This window comes from Arthrobacter sp. 05L417 (assembly GCF_056397865.1).
Genome location: NZ_JBFTOG010000003.1, coordinates 368868 through 391166, shown reverse-complemented (window position 1 = coordinate 391166; position 22299 = coordinate 368868). Strand labels below are relative to the sequence as shown.

The window sequence follows — 22299 nt, the reverse complement described above, 5'->3', positions numbered from 1 at the left end:
CGCAGCACCAGCGGCACCACCCTGGCCAGCCTGCTCAAACTCTGCAACAACAACGGCACCTGGACCCAGTTCACCGCCGACCTCACCGCCTACAAAGGCCAGACCATCACCCTCTGGTTCAACGTCCACCTCGACGGCTCCACCCCCGCGGATGACACCTGGATGTACCTCGACGACGTCACCCTCACCACGAGGTAAAGAACCAGACGCCAAAAATCCCCGCCCTCTACTGAGGACGGGGATTTTTGAGTAAGCTCCTCCGACTGGACTTGAACCAGTAACCCTTCGATTAACAGTCGAATGCTCTGCCAATTGAGCTACGGAGGAATGAAGCGTGTACCAGCCTAACAAAGGGCTGCCGGGAAACGAAATCGACGCCGGGGAACGCCCTTAGCTATCCATGCGGAGAGCGCGGCGCTGCATTTCCAGCTGCATGAGTTCCCGGTTGAGGCGCTGGAACTCCTCCGGCTGGGCCGAGGCGTCCAGGCGCTGCAATTGGCCCATCTTGTCCGCTTTGACCCTGGTGATCTGCAGTTCGAAAAGTCGGGCCAAGATGTCTCGGCAATAACGCTGAAGCGCCTCGGGGGTGCTGGCCGGCAGCGGAACGACGGCAAGCTCGGAGACCAGGCCTTGGAGCGGTTCCGGAACCTCTTGGCGAATCCCTTCCACCCAGGCCACAGGGTCTCCCGCGTGTGCCAGCCCGGCAGCCCGGATGGCAGTGTGCACGGCTGAATAGGCCGGAGTGACAAAATGGCAGGCCTCAAATCGTTCCCATGCTCCACTGTTAGGCACAGCTCCACCTGCAAGCGCAGCTTCGCCACCGAGGACAGCAGGATTCTGGATGACCACTTCGAGGGCCTGCCGCTCCATGGCTGCAATGGGATCCCGCGGATCCGGGCGCATGAAGGCGATGGGAGCGCTCGACGGCGGTGCTGCCGCCGGCTGTCCGGCCTGGCCCGGCAGTGTGCCCTGCCCGGCCCCCTGGGCTCCAGCGGATCCCGCAGCTCCTGAAGCGCCCGACATCCCCAGTGCAGGCGCGGAAGCAGCGCGCTTGCCGGCCAAGCCCACAGCCCGGCTGACCTCCTCAATCGGCATGCCAAGCCAGCCCGCCAGCTCGCGGACATACGCCGGACGGATGCCCGAATCACGGATCTGCGCCACCACAGGGGCCGATTCGCGCAGGGCGGCGACCCGGCCTTCCACGGTGTCCAGGTTGTGGCGTTTCAGGGAGGCCCGGATGGCAAATTCGAAGAGGGGCCGGCGGGTGCCGATCAAGTCCCGGACGGCCGCGTCCCCCTTGAGTTGGCGCAAATCGCATGGGTCGGCCCCGGTGGGTTCCACGGCCACGTACGTCTGCGCGGTAAAGCGCTGGTCTTCCTCAAAAGCGCGCAATGCGGCCTTCTGCCCGGCGGCGTCGCCGTCGAAGGTGAAGATGACCTCTCCCCCGGTGCCGTCGTCTGACAGCAAGCGGCGGGCGATCTTGATGTGTTCCGTGCCGAAGGCCGTACCGCATGTGGCCACGGCGGTAGCGACTCCGGCAAGATGGCAGGCCATGACGTCCGTGTATCCCTCCACCACCACCAGTTGCCGGTCCTTGGCGATGTTCCGCTTGGCGAGGTCGATTCCGTAGAGGACCTGGGACTTCTTGTAGAGCACGGTCTCCGGAGTGTTCAGGTACTTCGGGCCCTGGTCGTCCTCGTAAAGCTTGCGGGCACCGAAGCCGATGGTGTCACCGGCGATGTCCCGGATGGGCCAGATGAGCCTGCCGCGGAAGCGGTCGTAAATGCCCCGGTTGCCTTCCGAAAACATTCCCGTCAGCTTCAGCTCGGCATCCGCAAACCCGCGTCCGCGCAGGTGCTTCAGCAGCGAGTCCCAACCCTGGGGCGCGTAGCCGACGCCGAACTTTTCGGCCGCGGTCCGATCGAAGCCGCGGCCGTGGAGGAAGTTGCGGCCCTCTGCGGCACCTGCCGTGAGCAGTTGGGCACGGAAGAACTCGTCGGCGATTTTGTGGGCATCCAGCAGCCGTTGGCGCTTGCCGACCTCTTCGCGGTTGGGACCTGTGCCGCCGTCTTCATAGCGGAGCTCGTAGCCGATCCGGGCTGCGAGCTTTTCCACGGCTTCGTGGAAGGAGCTGTGGTCCATTTTCTGGACGAAGGAGATGGCATCGCCGTCTTCGCCGCAGCCGAAGCAATGGTACCGGCCCACTTGCGGACGGACAGTGAACGACGGCGAGCGCTCGTCGTGGAAGGGACACAGGCCTTTGAAGGTCCCCAGGCCGGCGCCCTTGAGGGTGACGTAGCCGTCCACTACTTCCTTGATATCGGTGCGCTGGCGTACTTCGTCGATATCTTCACGTTTGATCAGGCCAGCCACGTCACCATCCTAGTCGCTCCGCACGGGCAGCCGCGGGCCGCCGTCGGGCTACCAGAGCGAGGGGAGGCTGCCCACGAGGCGTTCGTACATCGCCAGCGCCGAAGCGTCCGTGAGGGACGCCACCTGGTCGATGACAACGCGAAGCCGGGCGCCGTCGTCGGGGGCGTCCCGCCAGTCCGCGGCGAACATCGGTTCCAGATGCCGGTCTCCGCTCGCGTTGAGCACGCCGACGAGGGCGTGCAGGACTTCGCGCTGGCGCTCATAGACGGGCTGCCGATGGTCGGTGGAGATCACGAACGTCGTGGCAAGGCCCTTCATGGCCGCGATCTCGGTGACGGTTTCCTCGGGGACCATGAGTTCCGCAGCGTACCGGGTGAGGTGGTCCGGTCCGAAGTGCGCCCTCGTGGTCTCCAAGGCACTCTGGCAGAACCGGCCGATCAACTGGCTGGTCATGTCCTTCAGCGCGGCCATCGACTTGCGGCTGCCGTCGGCTTCGCGGACCCACACGCTCGTGGCTTCGAGGCGTGCCAGTGCGGCGTCGATTTCGGCCGGATCGTTGTGGGGCAGGTACCACTGCTTCGTGTACCCCACCACGCGCGCGCGGTGGTCCGGATTGTCCAGCCACTTCAGCTGGAAATGGCCGGCAACAATGGCGTCCTCGACGTCGTGGACGGAGTACGAAATATCGTCGGCCAGGTCCATCACCTGGGCCTCGATGCAGGAACGGTTCCCCGGCGCTCCGTCACGAAGCCAGGCAAACACGGGCAGATCGTCCTCGTAAGCGCCGAATTTGCTGCTCCGCTGTCCGTGGATGACGGGGGCATCGACGGCGGACCAGGGATACTTGGACGCGGCGTCAAGGCTGGCCCGGGTCAGGTTCAGGCCCGCGGGCCGGCCGTCGGGGGCAAGGACCTTGGGTTCAAGCCGGGTCAGCAGGCGCAGGGTCTGGGCGTTGCCTTCGAAGCCACCGATTCCATGGGCGACCTCGTTGAGCGCCGATTCCCCGTTGTGCCCGAAAGGCGGATGGCCAAGATCGTGGCTCAGGCACGCCGTGTCCACAACATCCGGATCGCAACCGAGCGCGCGGCCCAATTCGCGGCCCACCTGGGCCACTTCAAGGCTGTGCGTCAACCGGGTGCGCACGAAGTCGTCGGTGTCCGGGGCCACCACTTGGGTCTTGGCCCCGAGCCGCCGGAGGGCTGACGAATGCAGCACCCGTGCCCGGTCCCGCTCGAAGTCCGAGCGGTAGGTATTCTTGCGGGGTTCCTGGACCCAGCGTGCCGAGTCGGCCTCCACATAGCCTGGAATGCCCGTTGCGTTTTCGGCCGGGCGTGCTGCAGACATCGCTTCAGTTCCCATGGGTATCTGCCTCCTCCGCTTGCCGTGCACCGGCGTCTCTTCAGCCCGTGCCTATGCAGCCAGTTTTCCACGACTCTGGCCGTGCGCGTGCACGCGCCGGTCCGGGCCGCGCTTTAGCCGCCTGAGACGTCGAGTTCGGCTGCGGCGATATCACGCGTCTGGTCCGCGTCCATCTGCCGGCTGAGAAGCCAATCCTTAGGCAACGCCGGCTTTTTGGGGGAACCTGCGCGTCCGCGCGGGCCTTCCGAATCGATGCCTGGGTACGGCAGGTCCATGTCCAGCTGGTCCAGCAGCTCGCGCAGGACCTCGAGCGTCGGCACCGTGGCCAGTTTGGCACGCAGCTCCCCTCCCACCACGTAGCCCTTGAAGTACCAGGCCATGTGCTTGCGGATCTCACGCAGCGCCTTGTACTCGTCGTTGCCGAAGGTTTCGATCATGAGCTCGGCGTGGCGGTAGACGCCGTCGGCCACCTCGCGCAAGCCCGGACGGTGGCGCTGGTCGCTGCCCTCAAAGGCGGCCTGGAGGTCCCCGAAGAGCCACGGGCGGCCTTGGCAGCCGCGGCCCACCACGACGCCGTCGATCCCGGTTTCGCGCACCATGCGGACTGCGTCTTCGGCGGACCAGATGTCCCCGTTGCCGAGGACGGGAATGTCCGGGAGAGCCTCGCGCAGGCGTGCGATGGCGGACCAGTCGGCCTGGCCGGAGTAGAACTGCGCGGCCGTGCGGCCGTGGAGCGCGACGGCGGCAACACCGGAGTCGCGGGCGATGCGGCCGGCGTCGAGGTACGTGAGGTGGTCCTCGTCAATGCCCTTGCGCATCTTGATGGTCAGCGGGATGTCGCCCTTGGAGGCTTCCTTGACGGCAGTCTGGACGATCGAGGTGAAGAGGTCGATCTTCCAGGGGAGGGCGGATCCGCCGCCGCGCCGGGTGACTTTGGGCACGGGGCAGCCGAAGTTGAGGTCGATATGGTCCGCCCGGTCTTCTTCGACGAGCATGCGCACGGCCTGGCCAACGGTGACGGGGTCCACGCCGTACAACTGCACGGAACGGACTTTTTCGTCGTCGTCGTGGGAGATGATGCGCAACGACTCCGGGGTGCGCTCCACGAGGGCACGGGAGGTCACCATCTCCGCGACGTATAGACCGCCGCCGTATTCACGGCACAGCCGACGGAAGGCCGAGTTGGTGATGCCGGCCATCGGGGCAAGGATCACGGGGGTGTCCACGGTGATCCGGCCGAGCTGCAGCGGGGGCAGTTCGAGCTTGGGCGAAGGGGGTGTTGCTACTACAGTCACCCGTCCATTGTCTCAAAGCGGGGCAAATCGACTGGACCGGCCGGTCGCGAGCCGGGCCGCTAGAGCAGCCAGCCGTTGTCTTCGGCGATCCGCACGGCCTCGGCGCGGGTCCGGCCGCCGGTCTTGGCCATCGCGGCGGACAAGTAGTTCCGCACGGTCCCTTCGGAGAGCATCGCCGACTTCGCGATATCGGCCACCGTTCCGCCGTCGGACGCTGCCTTGAGCACTTCCCCCTCACGTTCGGTCAGCGGGCTGTCTCCCGCGGTCAAGGATTCCGCGGCGAGCACGGGGTCCACCACCCTGAGCCCCTGATTCACGCGGCGCACCGCTTCGGCCAATTGCCGCGCCGGGGTGTCCTTGACGACGAATCCGGAGGCACCGGCCTGCATCGCGCGCTTGAGGTAGCCGGGCCGCCCGAACGTGGTCACCATGAGGACCCGGCACTGCGGCGCGGCCCGCCGCACGGCGGCTGCCGCGCTGATCCCGTCCAGGCCGGGCATCTCGACGTCGAGCATTGCCACATCGGCGGAGTGCTCGACGACGGCGGCCGCCACCCCTGTCCCGTCGCCCAGTTCCGCGACCACCTCGATGTCCGGCTCCAGTCCCAGCAAAGCCGCAAGTGCACCGCGCACCAGGGCCTGGTCATCCGCGATCACCAATCGGATGCTCATACCTCTACCGCCAATCTGAACCCTCCCAGGTCGCTCGGGCCAATACTGACCGTTCCGCCCGCGGCACCCACGCGTTCGCGGATCCCGGCCAGTCCGTTCCCGGAGCGGCCCCCGGAGGCCGGGCCGACGCCGTCGTCCTCCACCAGAACGCTCGACGCCGTCAACCGGACGCGGCAGCGCGCGGCGCCGGAGTGCCGCACAACGTTGGTGACGCCTTCGCGCAACACCCAGCCGAAGAGCTCCCGGTGACGCGCCGGAACCTGTTCGACGGTTCCCGGCAATTCGGCGTCGATCCCGGCCGATTCCAAGGCGGTCCGGGCCACTGCGAGTTCCGCCAGGACGTTGACGCCGCGGTAGCCGGCCACGGTGGCGCGGACGTCGGCGAGCGCGCCGCGGGCCAAGTCCTGCACCGCGACGATCTCGGCCGCGGCCCGGTCGCGGGCAGGGTAATCGCCCGGGACGGTGTCCAGCATCCTGCCTGCCAATTCGGCCTTCACGGCGATGACCGTCAGGGAATGCCCCAGGATGTCGTGCATGTCCCGGGCGACGCGGCTGCGCTCCGCCGCCACGGCTGTGTCGGCCAGTTCAGTCTGCGCTTCCCGGAGCCGTGCGGTCTGCCTGATCAGCCGCGCGAAGGCGGACATCATGAGGCCGAGGGACACGATGATCCCGGCCTGGAGCAAGGCCTGCTCCCCGTTGCCCGTCACCAACTGGGTGGTGAAGGAAGCGAGGGCCAATCCGACGATGAGGAAGAAATCCGCGCGCGGCGGAAGGGACGTCATGGCGATGGCGCAGGCGAGGAAAGTCCAGGTCCACAAGGCTTCCCTGCCGATGAGGAGGACGATCACACCGTTCAGCGCCAGCAGGATACCGGCGGACACAATGCCCGCCCGGACGCCCAGGCGCCAACTGATCTGGGGCAGGAAGACGTAGGCAGCGAAGAACACAATCAGGGACGCCGACGCCGCTACTTTCCAGGCCAGCGGCTCGTCCACGGACCACACGATGTTCCACGTCGGCCAGGCCCAGAGCAGGATGGAGAGTCCCGCCCCGATGAACCAGCCCCGTGGTCCGGGACCGCGGAACATGCTGCCGGTGAACAGCTGGCCGCTGAACGCGCTGCCGTTGAGCACATCCCTGAAAGAGCTTCCGCCTGCTTTGTTGGTCATGGTGCTCACCCTAGCGGCCTGTTCAGACACGTTTCGTGTCGCGGCGGAACGCCATCGCAGCCCCGGCCACGAAGATCACGAGCCAGATGAGCACGTTGACGATCCACGCCCAGTCGAACTCGCCTGTGATGGGGCTCCGGGCCAATTGCCCGATCCCGTAGGCGGGCGTGAACTTGGCGATGTTCCCGAAGGTCTCCCCCATGATCTCGATCGGCATGAACAGTCCACCGAGCATGGCAAGGATGGCAAGGGCCGGGCCGAGGATCTGCATGACATTCTGGCTCGGCATGAGGTATCCGACGAACAAGCCGAGTGCCGCGAAGACCAGGGAGCCCAGCCAGGCAACCAGCCCCGCCGTCAGCCAGGTCTGGGCATCCATGGTGACACCAGCCAGGGCACCGATGACGAACTGGGCCACGACGGCAACGAGGGACAGCGTCAGCGCAGCCATGGCTTTCACCGCGATGTACGCACCGGGCAGGAGGGGCGTGAGGCGAAGCTGGCGGCTCCAACCCTGGGCACGTTCCACTGCCACTTGGCTGCCGGCGCCCGTAGCAGCGGTCATCGCGGCATAGACCGTGAGGCTGATGAGGATGTACTGGCCGTAGCTGTGCCCGTTGGGCAGGAGCTTGTCCTTGTTGGACAAGCCGAAAATGAAGAAGAAAACGGCGGGCATGAATACCGTGAAAATGATGGTCCGGCGGTTCCGGAGCATCCGCTTGATTTCGATCCAGAGGAACGTGCGGTTGACCCCGCCAGCGGACGGTTTCCGTTCCTGGACGACTGTTGCCGTGCTCATACGAGGTCTCCTTCAAAAGTGATGCTCGTGGATTCCGGCACGGCATCGTCTCCGGTGAGGGCGACGAACGCCTCCTCGAGGTTGTTGGCCGCCACTTCGACGTCGTGGGCGCCCGTGTTGTTGAGCAGGTACCGCACGACGGCGTCCGAGTCGCCCGTGCGGACGGTGAGGCGGCCGCCGTCGTACTCGACACTTTCCGTCGGCGGCATCCCGGCCAAGAGCCCGCGCTCTGCCGCCGGAAGGGAAGCCTTGACGGTACGGCCCGAGGCAAGGTTCTTGATCTGGGCGGCGGTGCCGTCGGCGACGATGCTGCCTTGCCGGACCAGGACAATCCTGTCCGCGTAGGCGTCGGCTTCTTCGAGGTAATGGGTGGCGAAGATGACGGTCCGTCCGCGCTGGGCGTCGCTCCTGATGGCGGTCCAGAAGTCGCGCCGGCCCGCCACATCCATGCCGGTGGTGGGCTCGTCCAGGATGAGCAATCCGGGATCGGAGACGAGGGCCATGGCGAAGCGCAGCCGCTGCTGCTGGCCGCCGGAGCACTTTTCCACCTTGCGGTCGGCGATCTCCAGGATGCCCGCCCGCGCCAGGACTTCGTCCACGGGGCGGGAGGAATCGAACATGGCTGCGTTGAGCTGCACGGTCTCGCGGACGCTGATGTCCCGCAGCAAGCCGCCAGTCTGCATCACGGCTGCCACTTGGCCACGGGCGATGGCTCCCCGGGGAGTGTGGCCGAAGATGGAAACGCTTCCCTGGTCCGGGGCGCTCAAGCCGAGGATCATGTCGATCGTGGTGGTCTTGCCGGCCCCGTTGGGACCGAGGAACGCCACCACTTCCCCCGGCTGCACGGTGAGGTCGAGGCCGCGTACGGCATGGACCTTCCCGAAGCTCTTGTGCAGTCCGGCGGCGTGGACGGCCGGCACACTCGCTGTTGTCATGACTCTCCTTGGCTTTGGTTTACTCCACTACCCATCAAAGCCGGGATCCGCGTCCGGCGCCGGGGCGTGTGTCACCAATGAGGCATGACAAATGTCATGTCGGTTCTACTGTCCGCGTTCGGCTTCCCTGCGTGCCCGCCTGGTCATGACGACGGCGGCGAGCTCGCCCGTGTCGAACGATTCGAAGGCGTCTGCGGACCCGGCAGTTTCAAGCTCACGGACGTCGCCGTCGTCGTGGGCTGGTTCCGGATCCGCGGCAACGGCAGCCGCGAGCCGCCTCGGACCGGTCGCCTTCACCACCAGCACAGCAATCAAGGTGGTCACCGGGATGGCCAACACCAGGCCGATGGAGCCAACCAGCGTGCGGATGACTTCCTCGGACAACTCGGCACTGGTGAGGGCGTCGACCAGCGGGCGGTCGTACAGCATGACAATGATCAGGATGGGCAGTGCGGCACCGGCGTAGGCGAAGGCGATGGTGTAGACCGTGGAGGCGATGTGGTCCCGGCCGATCCTCATGGCCGAGGTGAACAGCTTCCGCGCGCCAGTCTCGGGTGCCAGTTCGTAGAGTTCCCACACTGCCGCGGACTGGGTGATGGTCACGTCGTTGAGGACCCCGAGCCCGGAGATGATGAGCCCGCAGAGGATGATCCCGGAAAGGGAGATCTTGTCCGACATGTTCACGAGCGTGGCGCCCTCGCTCGTGGCAATCCCGGTCAGGTTGGCCGCATCCGTGGCCCAGGCTGCCAGCAGCGCCGTAATGCCGAGGCCGAAGATCGTGCCCAGCAGCGCGGTGGAGGTCTTGGCCGAGAATCCGTGGGCGAAATAGAGGACCCCCATCATGATGGCCGTGGAGCCGACCAAAGCCACGAGCAGCGGCGGCTTCCCTTCCACCAATCCCGGAAGCATGAAGCTGACCATCACCACGTAGGCTCCGGCCAGCCCGAGGAGCGCCCTGAAGCCGCGCCAGCGCGCGACCGCAATGACCACCACGGCATACAGGATCGCCAGAAGGGCCATGGGAACGGTCCGCACGAAGTCCAGGAAAACGTACGACGGCGAGCCGTTGCCCGCCGCTGCGCCCTGCACCCCGGAGAGGTTCAGGTAACGGATGCTGTCCCCGACTCTGACGCCGTGGGACTTGGCGACATCCGGGTTGATGACTACTTTCACGGGGCTGCCGCCGTTATCCGGTTGCGTGGACGCGAAAGTGCATTGGGACCCCTGCGGCTGTGCGCCACTACTCTGGTTCGTGCCGTTCGTACTCGGCGCCTGCGTCCCTTGCGTGCAGCTTTCCTGGGTGACGGCTTGGATCTTGCCGGTATCGAACGTCACCCCGGGAGCGGCCGTGTAGGGGCTCGCGAAGGTGATGCCTTCCTTGCTCCCCGACGGCCACATGACGAGCATGGCTACGATCGTGAGCACGGCAATCGGAGCCAGCACGGCCACGAGGAGCCAGTTGGCCCGCTTGCGTGCCGCGAGCGCCGTCGGGCTTGGCTCGACATGCTCTGTGTGTCCGTGTGAATGGCCGTGACCCATTAGCTGCAAAACCTCATGCCCACAAGCCTACGTGGGGCAGCGCTGCGTCCCACCCAACTAACTCGCAGTTGTTGTCGTTATGAGCGCTCTGAACGACAACAAATGCGTGGGCCCACGCCGCCAGGGTTCCCTGGCCGAGCTTGCGAGGCGAGGGTGGCGGTGGGGATCAGTTGGGCTCGCTGGATACCCGAGTGCTTAGGCGGGTTTGATGTTTTGATTCACGTGGAAGAGGTTTCCTGGATCGTACTTGCCCTTGATGGCTTGCAGCCGCTCGTAGTTGACCCCGTAGTTCTCACTGATCCTGCCTTGGTCCTCCGCATCCATGAAGTTGATGTAGCCGCTCGCAGCAGAATGCGGACGGAGCGCCTCCGCGTAGTTGCGGGCCCAGGCTATGTTGGCTTCATTGTCCGCAGGGTCCGGCCACTGTGCTGCGATCACGGGGGCGAACTTCATCCCGCGGTTCGCGAAAGCTGTGTCCTGGGCTCCGACCCGGGCCGCCGCGCCGTCGATCGGGTAGACGTGGACCGCGGTGTTGAGGCTGGTGACCGTGGAACCAAATTCTGCATGCGCGTCGATGACGCCATCGTTGAGTTCACTGATGAAGTTGGCTTTCCAGTACCCTTGCAGGCCTTTGGGATTGAGCCCGTCAAACGCCACGTTGAGTGCCGGATAGGGCATCGGGGTGATCAGGGATCCGGCCACGGGTGCGGCTTCGAGGAACGGCTGCCAGCGGGCTTCGCCTTCTGCCATGTCTCCCGTCCACATCCCGACCACGACGCACACGGGCTTGCCGTGCCATTCTTCTGGAAGGAACGGCACGGGTGGGCCTTGATGGAATCCGAGGAACGCTCCGAACTCTTCGGGAGCGGAGTCAATGTAATCCCGGTAGAACTTCGCGACCGTCTCGGTGTTTTCCGCTCCATAGATGACAATCCCCACGTGGACCATGTCCACCGGGTGCAACTTGTATTCCAGTGACGTCACCACACCGAAATTGCCGCCGCCGCCCCGCAAGGCCCAGAAGAGATCCTCGTTCCGGGTTTCGTTTGCAGTCAGGAACTTGCCGTCGGCAGTCACCACGTCGGCGGAGATCAAGTTGTCACAGGACAGGCCGTGTTTGCGGGCAAGATAGCCGATGCCGCCACCCAGGGTCAGGCCCGCGATGCCGGTGGATCCCACAATCCCGCCGGTGGTGGCCAGCCCGAATGCATGGGTAGCGTGGTTGAAATCTGCCCAGGTTGTTCCCGCCTCGGCACGGGCCGTGCCGGCTTCGGGATCAACACGGACTCCGGTACGGTTGACGAAATCTATGACGAGGGCATCGTCCCAAGTCCCGAAGCCGGGTGCGCTGTGGCCGCCGCCGCGGATAGCCAATGGCAGGGAATTGTCCCGGGCGAAGTTCACGCTCGCGATGACGTCCGCCACCTGGGCCACCCGGACGACTCCTGCCGGACGTTTGTCGATCATCCCGTTAAAGACGGCACGGGCGGAATCATAGTCAGGATCACTTGGAGTGACGAGTTGCCCACGGAGCTGTTCACGCAGTCCGTCGAGGGCTGTTCCATTCATGGGTGTTACCGCCGATTCTCTTCATGAGACCGGATTCGTTCCACCCGCCGCTACCCCACCAGAGCAACGGCCGGGGCTTACGTCGTCATGCCTACACCCAGGGCAGCAGCGCCGTCAAGGCTTCCCCAACCAGCTTCCCCCGACTACCTCGCAGTTGTTGTCGTTATGAGGGCTCATAACGACAACAACTGCGAGTCACTTGGGCCAGCCGCCGGCTATTCGCTGACCACCAGGGTGTCCGCGCCGCGGAGCTTCGCTTTACCCAGCTCCAGCAAGGGATCGACGACGGCACGGACGGCCGTCATCGAATCGTCCACCTCAAGGAGCACGGGGTGCTGGTAGGCAATGAGCGCGAGCAGGCCACGGACTGCCTCCCTCGCCTCGTCATCCTGCAAAAGCGGATCGTGGCCAAGGAACACCTCCGATGGCTCGTCCGAGCTGCCCTGGGCATAGCTGATGGCGAAGGCCTGCAGCTTGCCCTTGCGGGTGGCCGGAACGCCCGTACCAAAAGCACTGGCCTTCGGAGCACGCAGCACGACCGCTCCGTGCGCCCCCGTCAGATCGTCGAGGAAAAGCCGTTGCACCGTGGGGATGCCCAGCTCGCCGGGGTTGTCCCAGTGGTGTACGGCGGTGTAGTACCGGCCTACGACGTCGCTCAGTTCCACGGATCCCGTGGCGAGGTCTTCGACTTGCTCGGACGCCGCTTCTTCGGAGCCGTCTCCAAACACCGGCAGCCTGAGCGGCTCGGGATCCACCACCACAAGCCGGGAGCGCTGGATCGGTGTTAGTCCCGCCCACTCGGCGAAGGCGGCACCGGCCGTGCCGGGCTCCACTTTGCTGCGCAGCTTGATGACGCCCGACGGCGACTGCCCGGCTTCGCGCCGCAGCATGGTCAGGAGCGTGGCCCCTATCCCGCTGCGTCGGTGGTCCTTGGCAACCTCGATGTAGGCCCAGAGACGTTCCGCGTGCAGGGACGCCTCATGGACCACACCCGCGGCCACCGGGATGCCGACGCCGTCAACGACGTCTTCCGCCACGATGCACCGGCGCCAAGGCTGGCCTTGACCGCTGTTGCTCGACGGTGCCAGGGCTGCGCGGAATTGCTGGGCCGGCAGGGTCTCGGGCCCGCCCCACATTTCCAGGAGCGCGAGGTCGTCGCCCTCACGCCATTCGCGGTACTCGATGGTCACGCTTAGGCGCCGATCAGTCGTGCGGCCAGGTAGCCCTCCACCTTGTCCAGGGACACACGTTCCTGGCTCATGGTGTCGCGCTCACGGATGGTGACGGCCTGGTCATCAAGGGTGTCGAAGTCCACGGTGATGCAGAACGGAGTCCCGATCTCGTCCTGGCGACGGTAGCGGCGGCCAATGGCGCCGGCGTCGTCGAAGTCGATATTCCAGTTCTTGCGCAGCTGGGTGCCCAAGTCCTTTGCCTTCGGGGACAGGTCCTCGTTGCGGCTCAGGGGCAGCACGGCTGCCTTGACCGGCGCCAGGCGCGGGTCAAGCTTCAGGACAGTGCGGACGTCGACGCCGCCCTTGGCGTTGGGTGCCTCGTCTTCGGTGTAGGCGTCCACGAGGAAGGCCATGAAGGAGCGAGTCAGGCCGGCGGCCGGTTCAATGACGTACGGCGTGTAGCGCTCGTTGGTGGCCTGGTTGAAGTAGCTGAGGTCCTGGCCGGAGGCCTTCGAGTGGGTGGAGAGGTCGAAGTCGGTGCGGTTGGCGATGCCCTCGAGCTCGCCCCACTCGGAGCCCTGGAAACCGAAGCGGTATTCGATGTCCGTGGTGCCCTTGGAGTAGTGGCTGAGCTTGTCCAACGGGTGCTCGAAGAAACGCAGGTTCTCCGGCCGGATGCCCAGGTCGGTGTACCAGGACATGCGTTCCTTCATCCAGTACTGGTGCCATTCTTCGTCCGTGCCCGGCTCGACGAAGAATTCCATTTCCATTTGTTCGAACTCGCGGGTGCGGAAGATGAAGTTGCCCGGCGTGATCTCGTTGCGGAAGGACTTGCCGATCTGGCCGATGCCGAACGGCGGCTTCTTGCGGGACGTGGTGAGCACGTTGCTGAAGTTGACGAAAATGCCCTGCGCGGTTTCCGGGCGGAGGTAGTGCAGGCCTTCTTCACTGGCCACCGGGCCGAGGAAGGTCTTGAGGAGGCCGGAGAACTCCTGCGGTTCGGTCCATTGGCCGCGGGTGCCGCAGTTGGCACAGGCGATGTCCTTGAGGCCGTTTTCGGCGGGACGGCCCTTCTTTTCCTCGTACTCTTCCTCGAGGTGGTCGGCGCGGTAACGCTTGTGGCAGGAAAGGCACTCGACCAGGGGGTCGGAGAACACCTCGACGTGGCCGGAAGCTTCCCATACCTGGCGGGGCAGGATCACGGAAGAATCCAGGCCCACTACATCTTCGCGGCCGCGGACAACGCTCTGCCACCACTGGCGCTTGATGTTTTCCTTGAGCTCGGCACCGAGGGGGCCGTAGTCCCATGCAGACCGGGAGCCACCATAGATTTCACCGGCCTGGAACACGAAGCCCCTCCGCTTGGAGAGGGAAATGACCTGGTCGAGGACGGATTTTGCTGCCATGGGTACTCCAATGTTCTACAGGGCCGCTGGGTGCGGTCCGTGGCTATGCTCTACGGGAACAGTCATTAAGGGGAAACGCTGTTTTGGGGAAGTGCTGTGCAGGAAGCTGCGTGTCCTAGCCTACCGGCCTTTGACCGCTGTCCTGCCTCCGGGACTGGCCCGAATGGCTCTTGGCGGGACGGCGGGAAGAGAGCGCGCCCTTCGGCCAAGGCAATGTGGCGACAATGATGGCGAACAGGGTCAGCAAGGTGCCAAGGATCGTGGGGAAGGCAACCACGGTTCCGGGAGCCGGCAGGACCAGGTCAAGTGCGAGGGATCCGAGCAGTTGCCCGGCGATCATCCCCAGCCCCGTCACGAGCACACCAAGGCTGCGGACCAACAAGGCCGCCAGGCCGATAAAGACGCAGCCCATCGGGCCGCCCACGTAATACCACCACTCAGCAGGCAGGGCGTGGCCGGGACCAACCACCAACACTTTGATGAGCCAGGTGATCCAGAGAATGACCGTTCCGGCCATGAAATTCACCAGCGTCGCGGCGATGGGGCTGCCGTAGTGCACGGTCGCGGTGCCGTTCATGGCCTGCTGGAAACTCATGAGGCAACCCGCCACGACCGGTAACAGGATCGGGAGCAGCAAGGACCCGACGTCGGCGGCCGCCCCGAGGCACGGCGACACGGCCCAGACGACGGCGGCGATCGTCAGGACGCTGCCGAGGATGCGGACCCCGGTGATCGTGCGTTTGCCGCCGGGACCGATGCCGAGCCGGTCCACGAAAAGGCCGCTCACGGTCTGCCCGGTGATCACGGCTACCGTGAACAACGCGACGCCAAGCAGGCCAATAGTGAACGATTGGGCAATCACGTAGAGGGCGCCGATCCCGCCGGCCACCACATAGAACCGCGGAAAGCTGCGCTCCTTGACGGCAGGCACTATCCGGCGCAAACCAGCGCGGCCTTTCGGCAGTGCAAGGCCGATCACGGCGATCAATACCAGCCCGGTAGTGAAGCTGACGACGGCGGCCGCGACGCCGTCGTCGAGCCTGGCCCCCAGCGCACTGTTGATCCGGCCTTGGACCGGAAGCAGGGTACCGTTCGCCACCGCAAGCAGCAGGCCGGTGAGCAAGGGAGGAGAAGTTCGCGGCATTTTCACCACCCTACTTCAGGCATCATTGCTTGTATGAGCAACCCGGAAATCGAAGAAATCCCCATCCGCGACGACATGATCCGACTCGGTCAGCTCCTGAAGCTCGCCAACCTGGTGGAAGACGGCGTGGAAGCCACGGAACTCATCAAGAATGGCCTGGTCAAAGTCAACGGCGAGATCGACGAACGGCGCGGCCGCCAGCTTCACGCAGGCGATACCGTGACCGTCAACGGACAGACCGTGCGGATCACTGCCGCTGCCTAGCAAACGCGGGGTCACTTACGGCCCATTACGCGCCCCAGGATGGGCCGTAAGTGACCCCGCGTTGCTAGGAGAGGACCTTGTGCTCCAAGAATTCGCCCACGTGGCCGATTTCCTGCTGGTTGATGCCGTGCCACATGCCTGTGTAGAGCACCTTGGTGAGGTCCGTGTGCTTTCGCACCCACCCCATGGTGTATTCGATCTTGTCCGGAGTAATGACAGGATCCTGCTGGTCGCGTCCCCAGAAGAGCGGCACGGAACCGTCCAGTTCGGCGTCGCGGAACGCGGGGTCGGCATCGGCGTCGACGGCGAAACCTGAAAGCCCGACGACGGCGGCGAAGTCCGCCGGGCGCTGCCGCAACAGCGAGGTGGCCATCGCCATGCCCATGGAGAACCCGAGGAGCGTTACCGAGCTGTGGTTGGACTTGCACGAGTCCAACCAGGAAAACACGTACTCTGCTGCGTCCTTGACGGCGTCGAGCGAGTAGTCGATGGACGCCGTGAGCGGGAACCACGTGAAGCCCGGGCCCGTGGCGATCGGTGCGCGGAGCGAAGCGACGACGAAGTCCCGGGGCAACAGGCCGGCAAGGCTGAAGAGGTCCTGCTCGTTGGACCCGTAACCGTGCAGCAGGACCAGCAATGGCTTCCCAGCCCGCTCCTCCTCTTCGTGGGACCACAAAACGACCGGGGCAGGAAAGGCGGAAGCTTGACTCATGGGACTATTCTTACAGTTACCCATGAGTAACAAGCCACAGGCGCGTGGCGTTGCAGCAAGAGGCAGGATATCGACGTGAGTGACATTGATCCCACGGTGGGACCAAAGCCGGACGAACGGATTCATCCGTGGACCCGCTACGTGGCATTGGGTGATTCCTTTACCGAAGGGATCGGCGACCCCGAGCCCAACAACCCCGGGGGACATCGTGGCTGGGCCGACCGCGTAGCCGAGGAACTGAGCCGGGGACACCGGGATTTCGCCTACGCCAACCTGGCCATCCGCGGGCGGCTCCTGCAGCAGATCCTCGACGAACAACTTAGCCCGTGCATGGACCTCAAGCCGGACCTCGTGAGCATCTCCGCAGGCGGCAACGACCTTATCCGTCCCGGCGGCGACCCCGACGCCTTGGCGGAGAAACTCGATGCCGCCGTGCAGACCCTGAGTTCCGAAGGCGCCACCGTGGTTCTCTTCAACGGTCCGGACACCGCGTCCTCGGTCCTCGGCCGGATCCGCGGCAAAGTGGCCATCTACAACGAAAACCTCCGCACGGTTGCCGCCCGCCACGATGCCGTGATCGCCGATATGTGGTCCCTGCGGCAACTCTCCAACTCCCAGATGTGGGACGAAGACCGCCTGCACTTCTCGCCGCTCGGCCATCACACCATCGCAGCAATGGTCCTCGATTCCCTCAATGTGCCGCACAACCTCGAGCCGCTGTCCCCGAAGCCGCTCCCCCAGCGCAGTTGGCGCGAGGCCCGCTCGGGCGACCTCGTATGGGCACGGGAGTACTTTGTCCCGTGGGTCATCCGCCGGATCCGTCACCAGTCCTCCGGTGACGGAATCTTGCCGAAACGCCCGACGCCGGGACCTGTCTTCGGTCCTGCCGACGCCATCCTGCCCCGGAGCTGACCGGGAACCACGAGGTGGGTCACAGGGAGCGGAGCTAAGCTGGTGAAAGACAGGGAGGCCCCCACCGTGAACAATTTGATCTTCTGGATCATCGTCTGCTCTTGGCTGATTCCCATGGGGATCCGCATGTACAACCGATCGCGCCAGCGCAGGCTCCGGGACTTCCCTCCGCAGAATTACCCCGCGCCGCCCTATCCTCCACAGAACTACCCCATCGGATACCCGGAGCAGCCTCCGCTAGTGCTCCCGGCTGAACCCCAACTCCCGGTGGCGACGCCCGCGCCGCAGGCCGCTCCGCCGTCGTCGGCTACTCCCCAAGCGAACAGCGTTCCCCAGCCGAACAGCGCTCCCCAAGGCTACCGGGCACGGAAACTGGCCGAGCTGGACCAGGAGTACAGCGACGGGAAAATCGCGATGGAGGACTACATGAAGCTCCGCCAGGAAATCATGAACGGCTGATTCAGCCGAAGAAGGCCTCTCGCAGCTGGGGACCGAGCTGGCCGATCTCGGTGAGGAACCCGTCGTGCCCGATCGGCGCCTCGATCACGTGAACGGGAACCTCTCCGGGCAAGGCCTTGGCCAGCTCGTGGGATTGTTCCGGGAAGTAGAGCCGGTCCGAGTCCACCGAGGCAACGAAGAACTTCGCGGTTGCCACGGACAACGCATCCTCCAATGAGCCCCGGCCGCGGGTGATGTCGTGGCTCATGAGCGCCTCGGTGATGGCGATGTAGCTGTTGGCGTCGAAGCGCTGGACCAGCTTGCGTCCCTGATGGTCGAGATAGCTCTCCACCTGGTAGCGGCCCCGGTCCCCCAGCGCGGCAGCCTGGAGGGGCGCCTCGCCGCCCTGGGCGTTCCGGCCGAAGCGGAAGTCCAGTTCATCCGCCGAACGGTACGTGATGTGGGCGATCCGCCGGGCAAGGGCCAACCCCGCCTCGGGGGCGGACTGGCCATAGTAGTCGCCGCCGTTGAAGTCGGCGTCCTGCCGGATGGCGAGCGTCTGGGCCTGTGCAAACGCGATCTGCTCGGCAGTGCTGTACGCCCCGATCGAAATCACGGCGCATCGCTTGACGCGGTCCGGATAGCTGACGGCCCATTCCAATGCACGGGCACCGCCCATGGACCCGCCCACCACGGTATGCCAACTGCGGATCCCCAGGACGTCGGCCAGCCGGGCTTCGGCTACGGTGCTGTCCCGCAGGGTCACGAGCGGGAAGCGGGAGCCCCACGCCTTGCCGTCGGGAGCGCTCGACGACGGCCCGGTGCTGCCGTAGCAGCCTCCCACGATGTTGACGGAGACCACGAAGTAGCGGTCCGTGTCGATGGTGGCGCCGGGGCCGACGAGTTGCTCCCACCAGCCTTCTTCATCGCTCTCGCCGCGGGCCACATGGGTGCTTCCGGTCAGGGCGTGTTCCACCAGGACGGCGTTGGAAGAGTCTGCGTTGAGCCGCCCCCACGTCTCGTACGCAAGGACGACGTCCGGCAGGAAACCTCCGGCCTCCAGTTCGAGTCCACCCACGGAAACATACTTGAGGGTTCCGTCCTGGGTACCGGAAAGGGGTATGGCTGTTGCAGCAATTGTCATTCGTTGACACCTCACATCGCGCTTGCCCGTCGCCAATACAGCGAAGGGCCAGGTCTTCACCCGGGGCACCCCACCGCGAATGGAGGGTTGCCGGCCAGCAAGCCGGGGCTGTCGCTGGCACTCATGACCTATAGGAAGAGTCTAGGAAAACCGGACCCCTTCTGACGAAGATTATGACATCTTTGTGACACTTGACCGCGTTTTGTTCATGAAGTTGAAGCCCAGGAGGCCGGTCGGCGAAGATTCGTCCTGCGTCGCCGGCCAGCCTCCCTGCGCCATCCGGGGCAGTACTAGGCGCCCTTGGCTGCCCGGAATCCCGACTCGAGGTCCGCGAGGATATCGTCGATGTGCTCGATCCCGACGGACAGCCGCACCAGGCCCGGAGTCACTCCGGCCACAGCCTGCTGTTCGGGCGTCAACTGGCTGTGCGTCGTGGACGCCGGGTGGATGACCAAGGAACGGACGTCGCCGATATTTGCCACGTGGGAATGCAACTCCAGGGCGTCCACGAAGCGTTTGCCGGCATCGATCCCGCCGCGGATGGTGAAGGACACCACCGCGCCGGTGCCCCGGGGTCCGTACTTCCGTCCGCGTTCGAACCACGGGCTGGAAGGCAGCCCCGCGTAGGCGACCGATTCGACGTCGTCGCGCCCTTCGATCCATTGCGCCACCTTGGTGGCATTGTCCACGTGGCGTTCCACCCACAGGCTGAGGGTTTCGATTCCTTGCGAGATCAGGAAAGCGTTGAACGGTGAAACGGCCGAGCCAAGGTCGCGCAGGAGCTGGACGCGGGCCTTGAGGATGTAGGAAAGGTTCGCGCCGAGGGCACCGTCCTTGCCGAGGTCGCGGGCATAGACCAGGCCGTTGTAGCTGGGGTCCGGGGTGTTGAAGTTGGGGAACCGCTCAGGGTCCTTGCCGAAATCGAAGTTGCCGGAGTCCACGATGACACCGGCAATAGCAGAACCGTGCCCACCCAGGTACTTGGTGGCCGAATGCACCACGATGTCCGCGCCCCACTCGATGGGCCTGATCAGGTAGGGCGTGGCGAGGGTGTTGTCCACGACGAGCGGGACTCCGGCCTCATGTGCGGTGCGGGAGACGCCCTCGATGTCCAAAACGTCTTGGCGGGGGTTGGAGACGACTTCGGCGAAGAACAGCTTGGTGTTCGGCTGCACGGCGTCGCGCCAGTGATCGAGGTTGTCCGGGTCTTCGACGAAGGTGACCGAGATTCCGAACTTCTTCAGCGTGTGCGCCAGCAGGTTGTAAGTCCCGCCGTAGAGGCTCGGGCTGGCGACCACGTGGTCACCGGCCTCGGCCACGTTGAGGATGGCGAACGTTTCCGCGGCCTGGCCGGAGCTCAGCAGGAGCGCCGCCAAGCCTCCTTCCAGGCTCGCTATGCGCTGTTCCACCGCATCCTGCGTGGGGTTGCCGATCCGGGTGTAGATGGGCGCCAATTCGGCCAGCGCAAAGCGGTTGGCCGCGCTTTCCGCACTGGGAAAGACGAATGAGGTGGTCTGGTAAATGGGGAGTGCCCGGGCGCCCGTGGCGGCGTCAGGCTCCTGGCCGGCGTGGATCTGGCGCGTTTCGAATGACCATCCTTGGGACATGCGGACTCCTGGTTGTCTGGGCGATTTGCCGTGCTTCAGCCTGCCGGCCTGCGGGATTAAGCCAGCCGGCGTTCGGTTGCCGCCAGTCTAGGGACGGCGTTGCGGGCTCCGGAAGCTTTGTGACGAACACGGTAGTTTTCGGTCCTGGCGCGTCCTGAAGTGACCCTGAGCTGCCTTTTCGATACATCCCACCTTAGTTAGGCTTGACTTAGCTGAGAGCTCCATCACAAAGTGCCAAGATGAAGCCATGCGCATGGATCACGTCTCTTACGCTTGTGAACGAGATGGCCTCTTGGCCACCACCGAGCGGATTTCCGCAGCATTGGGAGTGGACGCAGTCCGGGGCGGAGTGCACCCGCGCTTCGGTACCCGGAACATGATCATTCCCCTTGCTGACCACAAATACCTGGAGGTTGTCGAGGTCCTTGACCACCCGGCATCCGACAAGGCACCTTTTGGACAAGCCGTCCGTGCACGCTCCGCCGCGGGAGGTGGATGGATGGGCTGGTGCGTCGCTGTTGACGACCTGAGCCCGTTCGAACAGCGGCTCGGACGCGCCGCGGTTCCCGGCAACCGCAAGTTTCCGGACGGGCGCGAACTCGTCTGGTCGCAGATCGGAATCCTGGGACTCATCGCCGATCCCCAGGTTCCGTACTTGCTCCGTTGGGAGGGCGACCCCGCACTTCATCCGTCCCTCGTCTACCCGAGCGACGTCAAGATGTCCAGCCTCACGATCGCCGGCTCGGCGGAGCGCGTCACCGAGTGGCTCGGAGAACCCGTGGAGAAGCCGCTTGAGGACGTCGCCGTCCAATGGATGGCACCGCACGGAACGCCGGGAATCATGTCGGTAACGTTCGAAACCGCCAACGGAGCCGTCACCATCTGACGGACCCTCGCATCACCTTCTGAGGGACATCGGGCGAGGAGGCCCGGAAAACTTCGGCCGCCATATGCGGGTGCCAATGACGTCACCCAGCGATGGCGGCCGAAACCTTTTAACGCGCCTTACCCCAGCCCGACGGCCTTGCCGAAGACGCTGAAGCCGACGAACGCCACAATGTCCAGGAGTGCGTGCGCCACCACGAGCGGCATGACCCGTTTGGTCTTGGTGTAGATCCAGCCGAACACGAGGCCCATGACCGCATTGCCGATGAACGGTCCGAAGCCTTGGTACAGGTGGTAGCTGCCGCGAAGGAGCGCGCTGAGCACGATCGCCAACGGTGTGCTCCATCCGAACTTCGCGAAACGGTCGAGGAGGTAGCCCACCACGATGACTTCCTCGACGACGGCGTGCCGCACCGCGGACAGGACCAGAACGGGCACTGTCCACCAGTAGGAGTCCAGGCCGCTGGGGATGATCGCCGTCGTGATCCCCAGGGCGCGGCCGGCCGCATAGAGGCCCAGCGACGGGATCCCGATCAGCGCGGCGAGGCCCAGTCCTTGCAACGTGTCGCGGCCCGGGCGGGCGAAGTTGAAGCCCAGCCGGGTGAAACCCGATGGACTCTCCGCGGTCTGGCGGTGCAAGGACAGGAAGTAGAACACCAACACCACAGGGACCAGCGCGAACGCGATATCCAGCAGTTGGTAGGTGAGGTCGAAGTACTCTCGCGTGCTCTGCGAGCGGTTGAGGGTGGACGTCGCATGGGCCAAAGGCCCCTGGGTCATCTTGTCCAACAACTGCACCACGGAGTACACGGCCGATTGGCCCAGAGACAGGCCAAGGACAATCAGTACTTCGGCGCGCAACCGGCGCGTTGAGGCTAGGAGCATGCTCCTATCTTGCCTTCATTT

At 65.0% G+C, this 22299-nt stretch carries 21 protein-coding genes, 1 tRNA gene and 1 riboswitch; of the genes, 5 read left to right on the top strand and 17 right to left on the bottom strand.

What is annotated here, in order from left to right:
* Positions 1-198: hypothetical protein (locus AC1DJW_RS05090; RefSeq protein ID WP_476900858.1), on the top strand; the 198-nt coding region annotated here is incomplete at its 5' end.
* Positions 199-254: 56 nt separating this feature from the next.
* Here the strand turns inward: AC1DJW_RS05090 and AC1DJW_RS05085 are convergent.
* The 13 genes from AC1DJW_RS05085 to AC1DJW_RS05025 all read right to left on the bottom strand — a co-directional run bounded on the left by AC1DJW_RS05085 (position 255) and on the right by AC1DJW_RS05025 (position 15431).
* Positions 255-327: transfer RNA gene (locus tag AC1DJW_RS05085), tRNA-Asn, on the bottom strand.
* Between the two features lie 63 nt (positions 328-390).
* On the bottom strand, positions 391-2373 hold the full coding sequence (dnaG, locus tag AC1DJW_RS05080) for a DNA primase (RefSeq protein ID WP_476900857.1): 1983 nt from the start codon (positions 2371-2373) through the stop codon (positions 391-393).
* A gap of 48 nt (positions 2374-2421) precedes the next feature.
* On the bottom strand, positions 2422-3732 hold the full coding sequence (locus AC1DJW_RS05075; protein ID WP_370872192.1) for a deoxyguanosinetriphosphate triphosphohydrolase: 1311 nt from the start codon (positions 3730-3732) through the stop codon (positions 2422-2424).
* Between the two features lie 113 nt (positions 3733-3845).
* On the bottom strand, positions 3846-5027 hold the full coding sequence (gene dusB, locus AC1DJW_RS05070; protein ID WP_284751334.1) for a tRNA dihydrouridine synthase DusB: 1182 nt from the start codon (positions 5025-5027) through the stop codon (positions 3846-3848).
* A gap of 59 nt (positions 5028-5086) precedes the next feature.
* Entirely contained in the window at positions 5087-5698 is a 612-nt protein-coding gene (locus tag AC1DJW_RS05065; protein WP_390282966.1) for a response regulator transcription factor, read from the bottom strand.
* Positions 5695-6867, bottom strand: a complete 1173-nt coding sequence (locus tag AC1DJW_RS05060) for a sensor histidine kinase (RefSeq protein WP_390282967.1) — start codon at positions 6865-6867, stop codon at positions 5695-5697. The genes AC1DJW_RS05065 and AC1DJW_RS05060 overlap by 4 nt, the downstream gene beginning before the upstream one ends.
* A gap of 22 nt (positions 6868-6889) precedes the next feature.
* The gene (locus tag AC1DJW_RS05055) at positions 6890-7666 is read right to left on the bottom strand and encodes an ABC transporter permease (RefSeq protein ID WP_284751337.1); all 777 of its coding nucleotides are present in this window, start codon (positions 7664-7666) and stop codon (positions 6890-6892) included.
* Positions 7663-8601 carry an ABC transporter ATP-binding protein gene (locus tag AC1DJW_RS05050; protein ID WP_284751338.1) on the bottom strand — a complete coding sequence of 313 codons (939 nt, stop codon included), beginning with the start codon at positions 8599-8601 and terminating at the stop codon, positions 7663-7665. Before AC1DJW_RS05050 ends, AC1DJW_RS05055 begins: the two co-directional genes overlap by 4 nt.
* Positions 8602-8706: 105 nt before the next feature.
* Positions 8707-10140, bottom strand: coding sequence for a YibE/F family protein (locus AC1DJW_RS05045; RefSeq protein ID WP_459340556.1), 1434 nt, complete (start codon positions 10138-10140; stop codon positions 8707-8709).
* Between the two features lie 195 nt (positions 10141-10335).
* The gene (locus AC1DJW_RS05040) at positions 10336-11709 is read right to left on the bottom strand and encodes an FAD-binding oxidoreductase (RefSeq protein ID WP_284751340.1); all 1374 of its coding nucleotides are present in this window, start codon (positions 11707-11709) and stop codon (positions 10336-10338) included.
* Positions 11710-11924: 215 nt separating this feature from the next.
* Positions 11925-12899 carry a GNAT family N-acetyltransferase gene (locus AC1DJW_RS05035; RefSeq protein ID WP_476900856.1) on the bottom strand — a complete coding sequence of 325 codons (975 nt, stop codon included), beginning with the start codon at positions 12897-12899 and terminating at the stop codon, positions 11925-11927.
* Between the two features lie 2 nt (positions 12900-12901).
* The gene (locus AC1DJW_RS05030) at positions 12902-14287 is read right to left on the bottom strand and encodes a glycine--tRNA ligase (RefSeq protein WP_284751342.1); all 1386 of its coding nucleotides are present in this window, start codon (positions 14285-14287) and stop codon (positions 12902-12904) included.
* A 115-nt stretch (positions 14288-14402) separates the two neighbouring features.
* Positions 14403-15431, bottom strand: a complete 1029-nt coding sequence (locus AC1DJW_RS05025; RefSeq protein WP_476900855.1) for a DMT family transporter — start codon at positions 15429-15431, stop codon at positions 14403-14405.
* Positions 15432-15464: 33 nt separating this feature from the next.
* Between AC1DJW_RS05025 and AC1DJW_RS05020 the strand changes: the two genes are divergently transcribed.
* On the top strand, positions 15465-15695 hold the full coding sequence (locus AC1DJW_RS05020) for an RNA-binding S4 domain-containing protein (RefSeq protein WP_284751344.1): 231 nt from the start codon (positions 15465-15467) through the stop codon (positions 15693-15695).
* Positions 15696-15759: 64 nt separating this feature from the next.
* Here the strand turns inward: AC1DJW_RS05020 and AC1DJW_RS05015 are convergent, their stop codons facing one another.
* Positions 15760-16407, bottom strand: coding sequence for an alpha/beta hydrolase (locus tag AC1DJW_RS05015; protein ID WP_390282971.1), 648 nt, complete (start codon positions 16405-16407; stop codon positions 15760-15762).
* A 75-nt stretch (positions 16408-16482) separates the two neighbouring features.
* On the opposite strand from AC1DJW_RS05015, the gene AC1DJW_RS05010 reads away from it, so the two are divergent.
* Both AC1DJW_RS05010 and AC1DJW_RS05005 read left to right on the top strand, forming a co-directional pair.
* Positions 16483-17319: an SGNH/GDSL hydrolase family protein gene (locus AC1DJW_RS05010; protein WP_476900854.1), complete on the top strand. Its 837-nt coding sequence runs from the start codon at positions 16483-16485 to the stop codon at positions 17317-17319.
* A 66-nt stretch (positions 17320-17385) separates the two neighbouring features.
* Positions 17386-17778 (top strand): hypothetical protein, encoded by a 393-nt coding sequence (locus AC1DJW_RS05005; protein WP_390282973.1) that lies wholly within the window; start codon positions 17386-17388, stop codon positions 17776-17778.
* Between the two features lies 1 nt (position 17779).
* Here the strand turns inward: AC1DJW_RS05005 and metX are convergent, their stop codons facing one another.
* Both metX and AC1DJW_RS04995 read right to left on the bottom strand, forming a co-directional pair.
* Positions 17780-18901 carry a homoserine O-acetyltransferase MetX gene (metX, locus tag AC1DJW_RS05000; protein ID WP_284751347.1) on the bottom strand — a complete coding sequence of 374 codons (1122 nt, stop codon included), beginning with the start codon at positions 18899-18901 and terminating at the stop codon, positions 17780-17782.
* A 13-nt stretch (positions 18902-18914) separates the two neighbouring features.
* Positions 18915-19030, bottom strand: a riboswitch (SAM riboswitch).
* Positions 19031-19191: 161 nt separating this feature from the next.
* Positions 19192-20508, bottom strand: coding sequence for a bifunctional o-acetylhomoserine/o-acetylserine sulfhydrylase (locus tag AC1DJW_RS04995; RefSeq protein ID WP_476900853.1), 1317 nt, complete (start codon positions 20506-20508; stop codon positions 19192-19194).
* A 247-nt stretch (positions 20509-20755) separates the two neighbouring features.
* Between AC1DJW_RS04995 and AC1DJW_RS04990 the strand changes: the two genes are divergently transcribed.
* Positions 20756-21394 (top strand): VOC family protein, encoded by a 639-nt coding sequence (locus AC1DJW_RS04990; protein WP_028266517.1) that lies wholly within the window; start codon positions 20756-20758, stop codon positions 21392-21394.
* A 119-nt stretch (positions 21395-21513) separates the two neighbouring features.
* On the opposite strand, the gene AC1DJW_RS04985 is transcribed toward AC1DJW_RS04990, so the two are convergent.
* Positions 21514-22278 (bottom strand): CPBP family intramembrane glutamic endopeptidase, encoded by a 765-nt coding sequence (locus AC1DJW_RS04985; protein ID WP_390282975.1) that lies wholly within the window; start codon positions 22276-22278, stop codon positions 21514-21516.
* Positions 22279-22299: the final 21 nt, after the last annotated feature.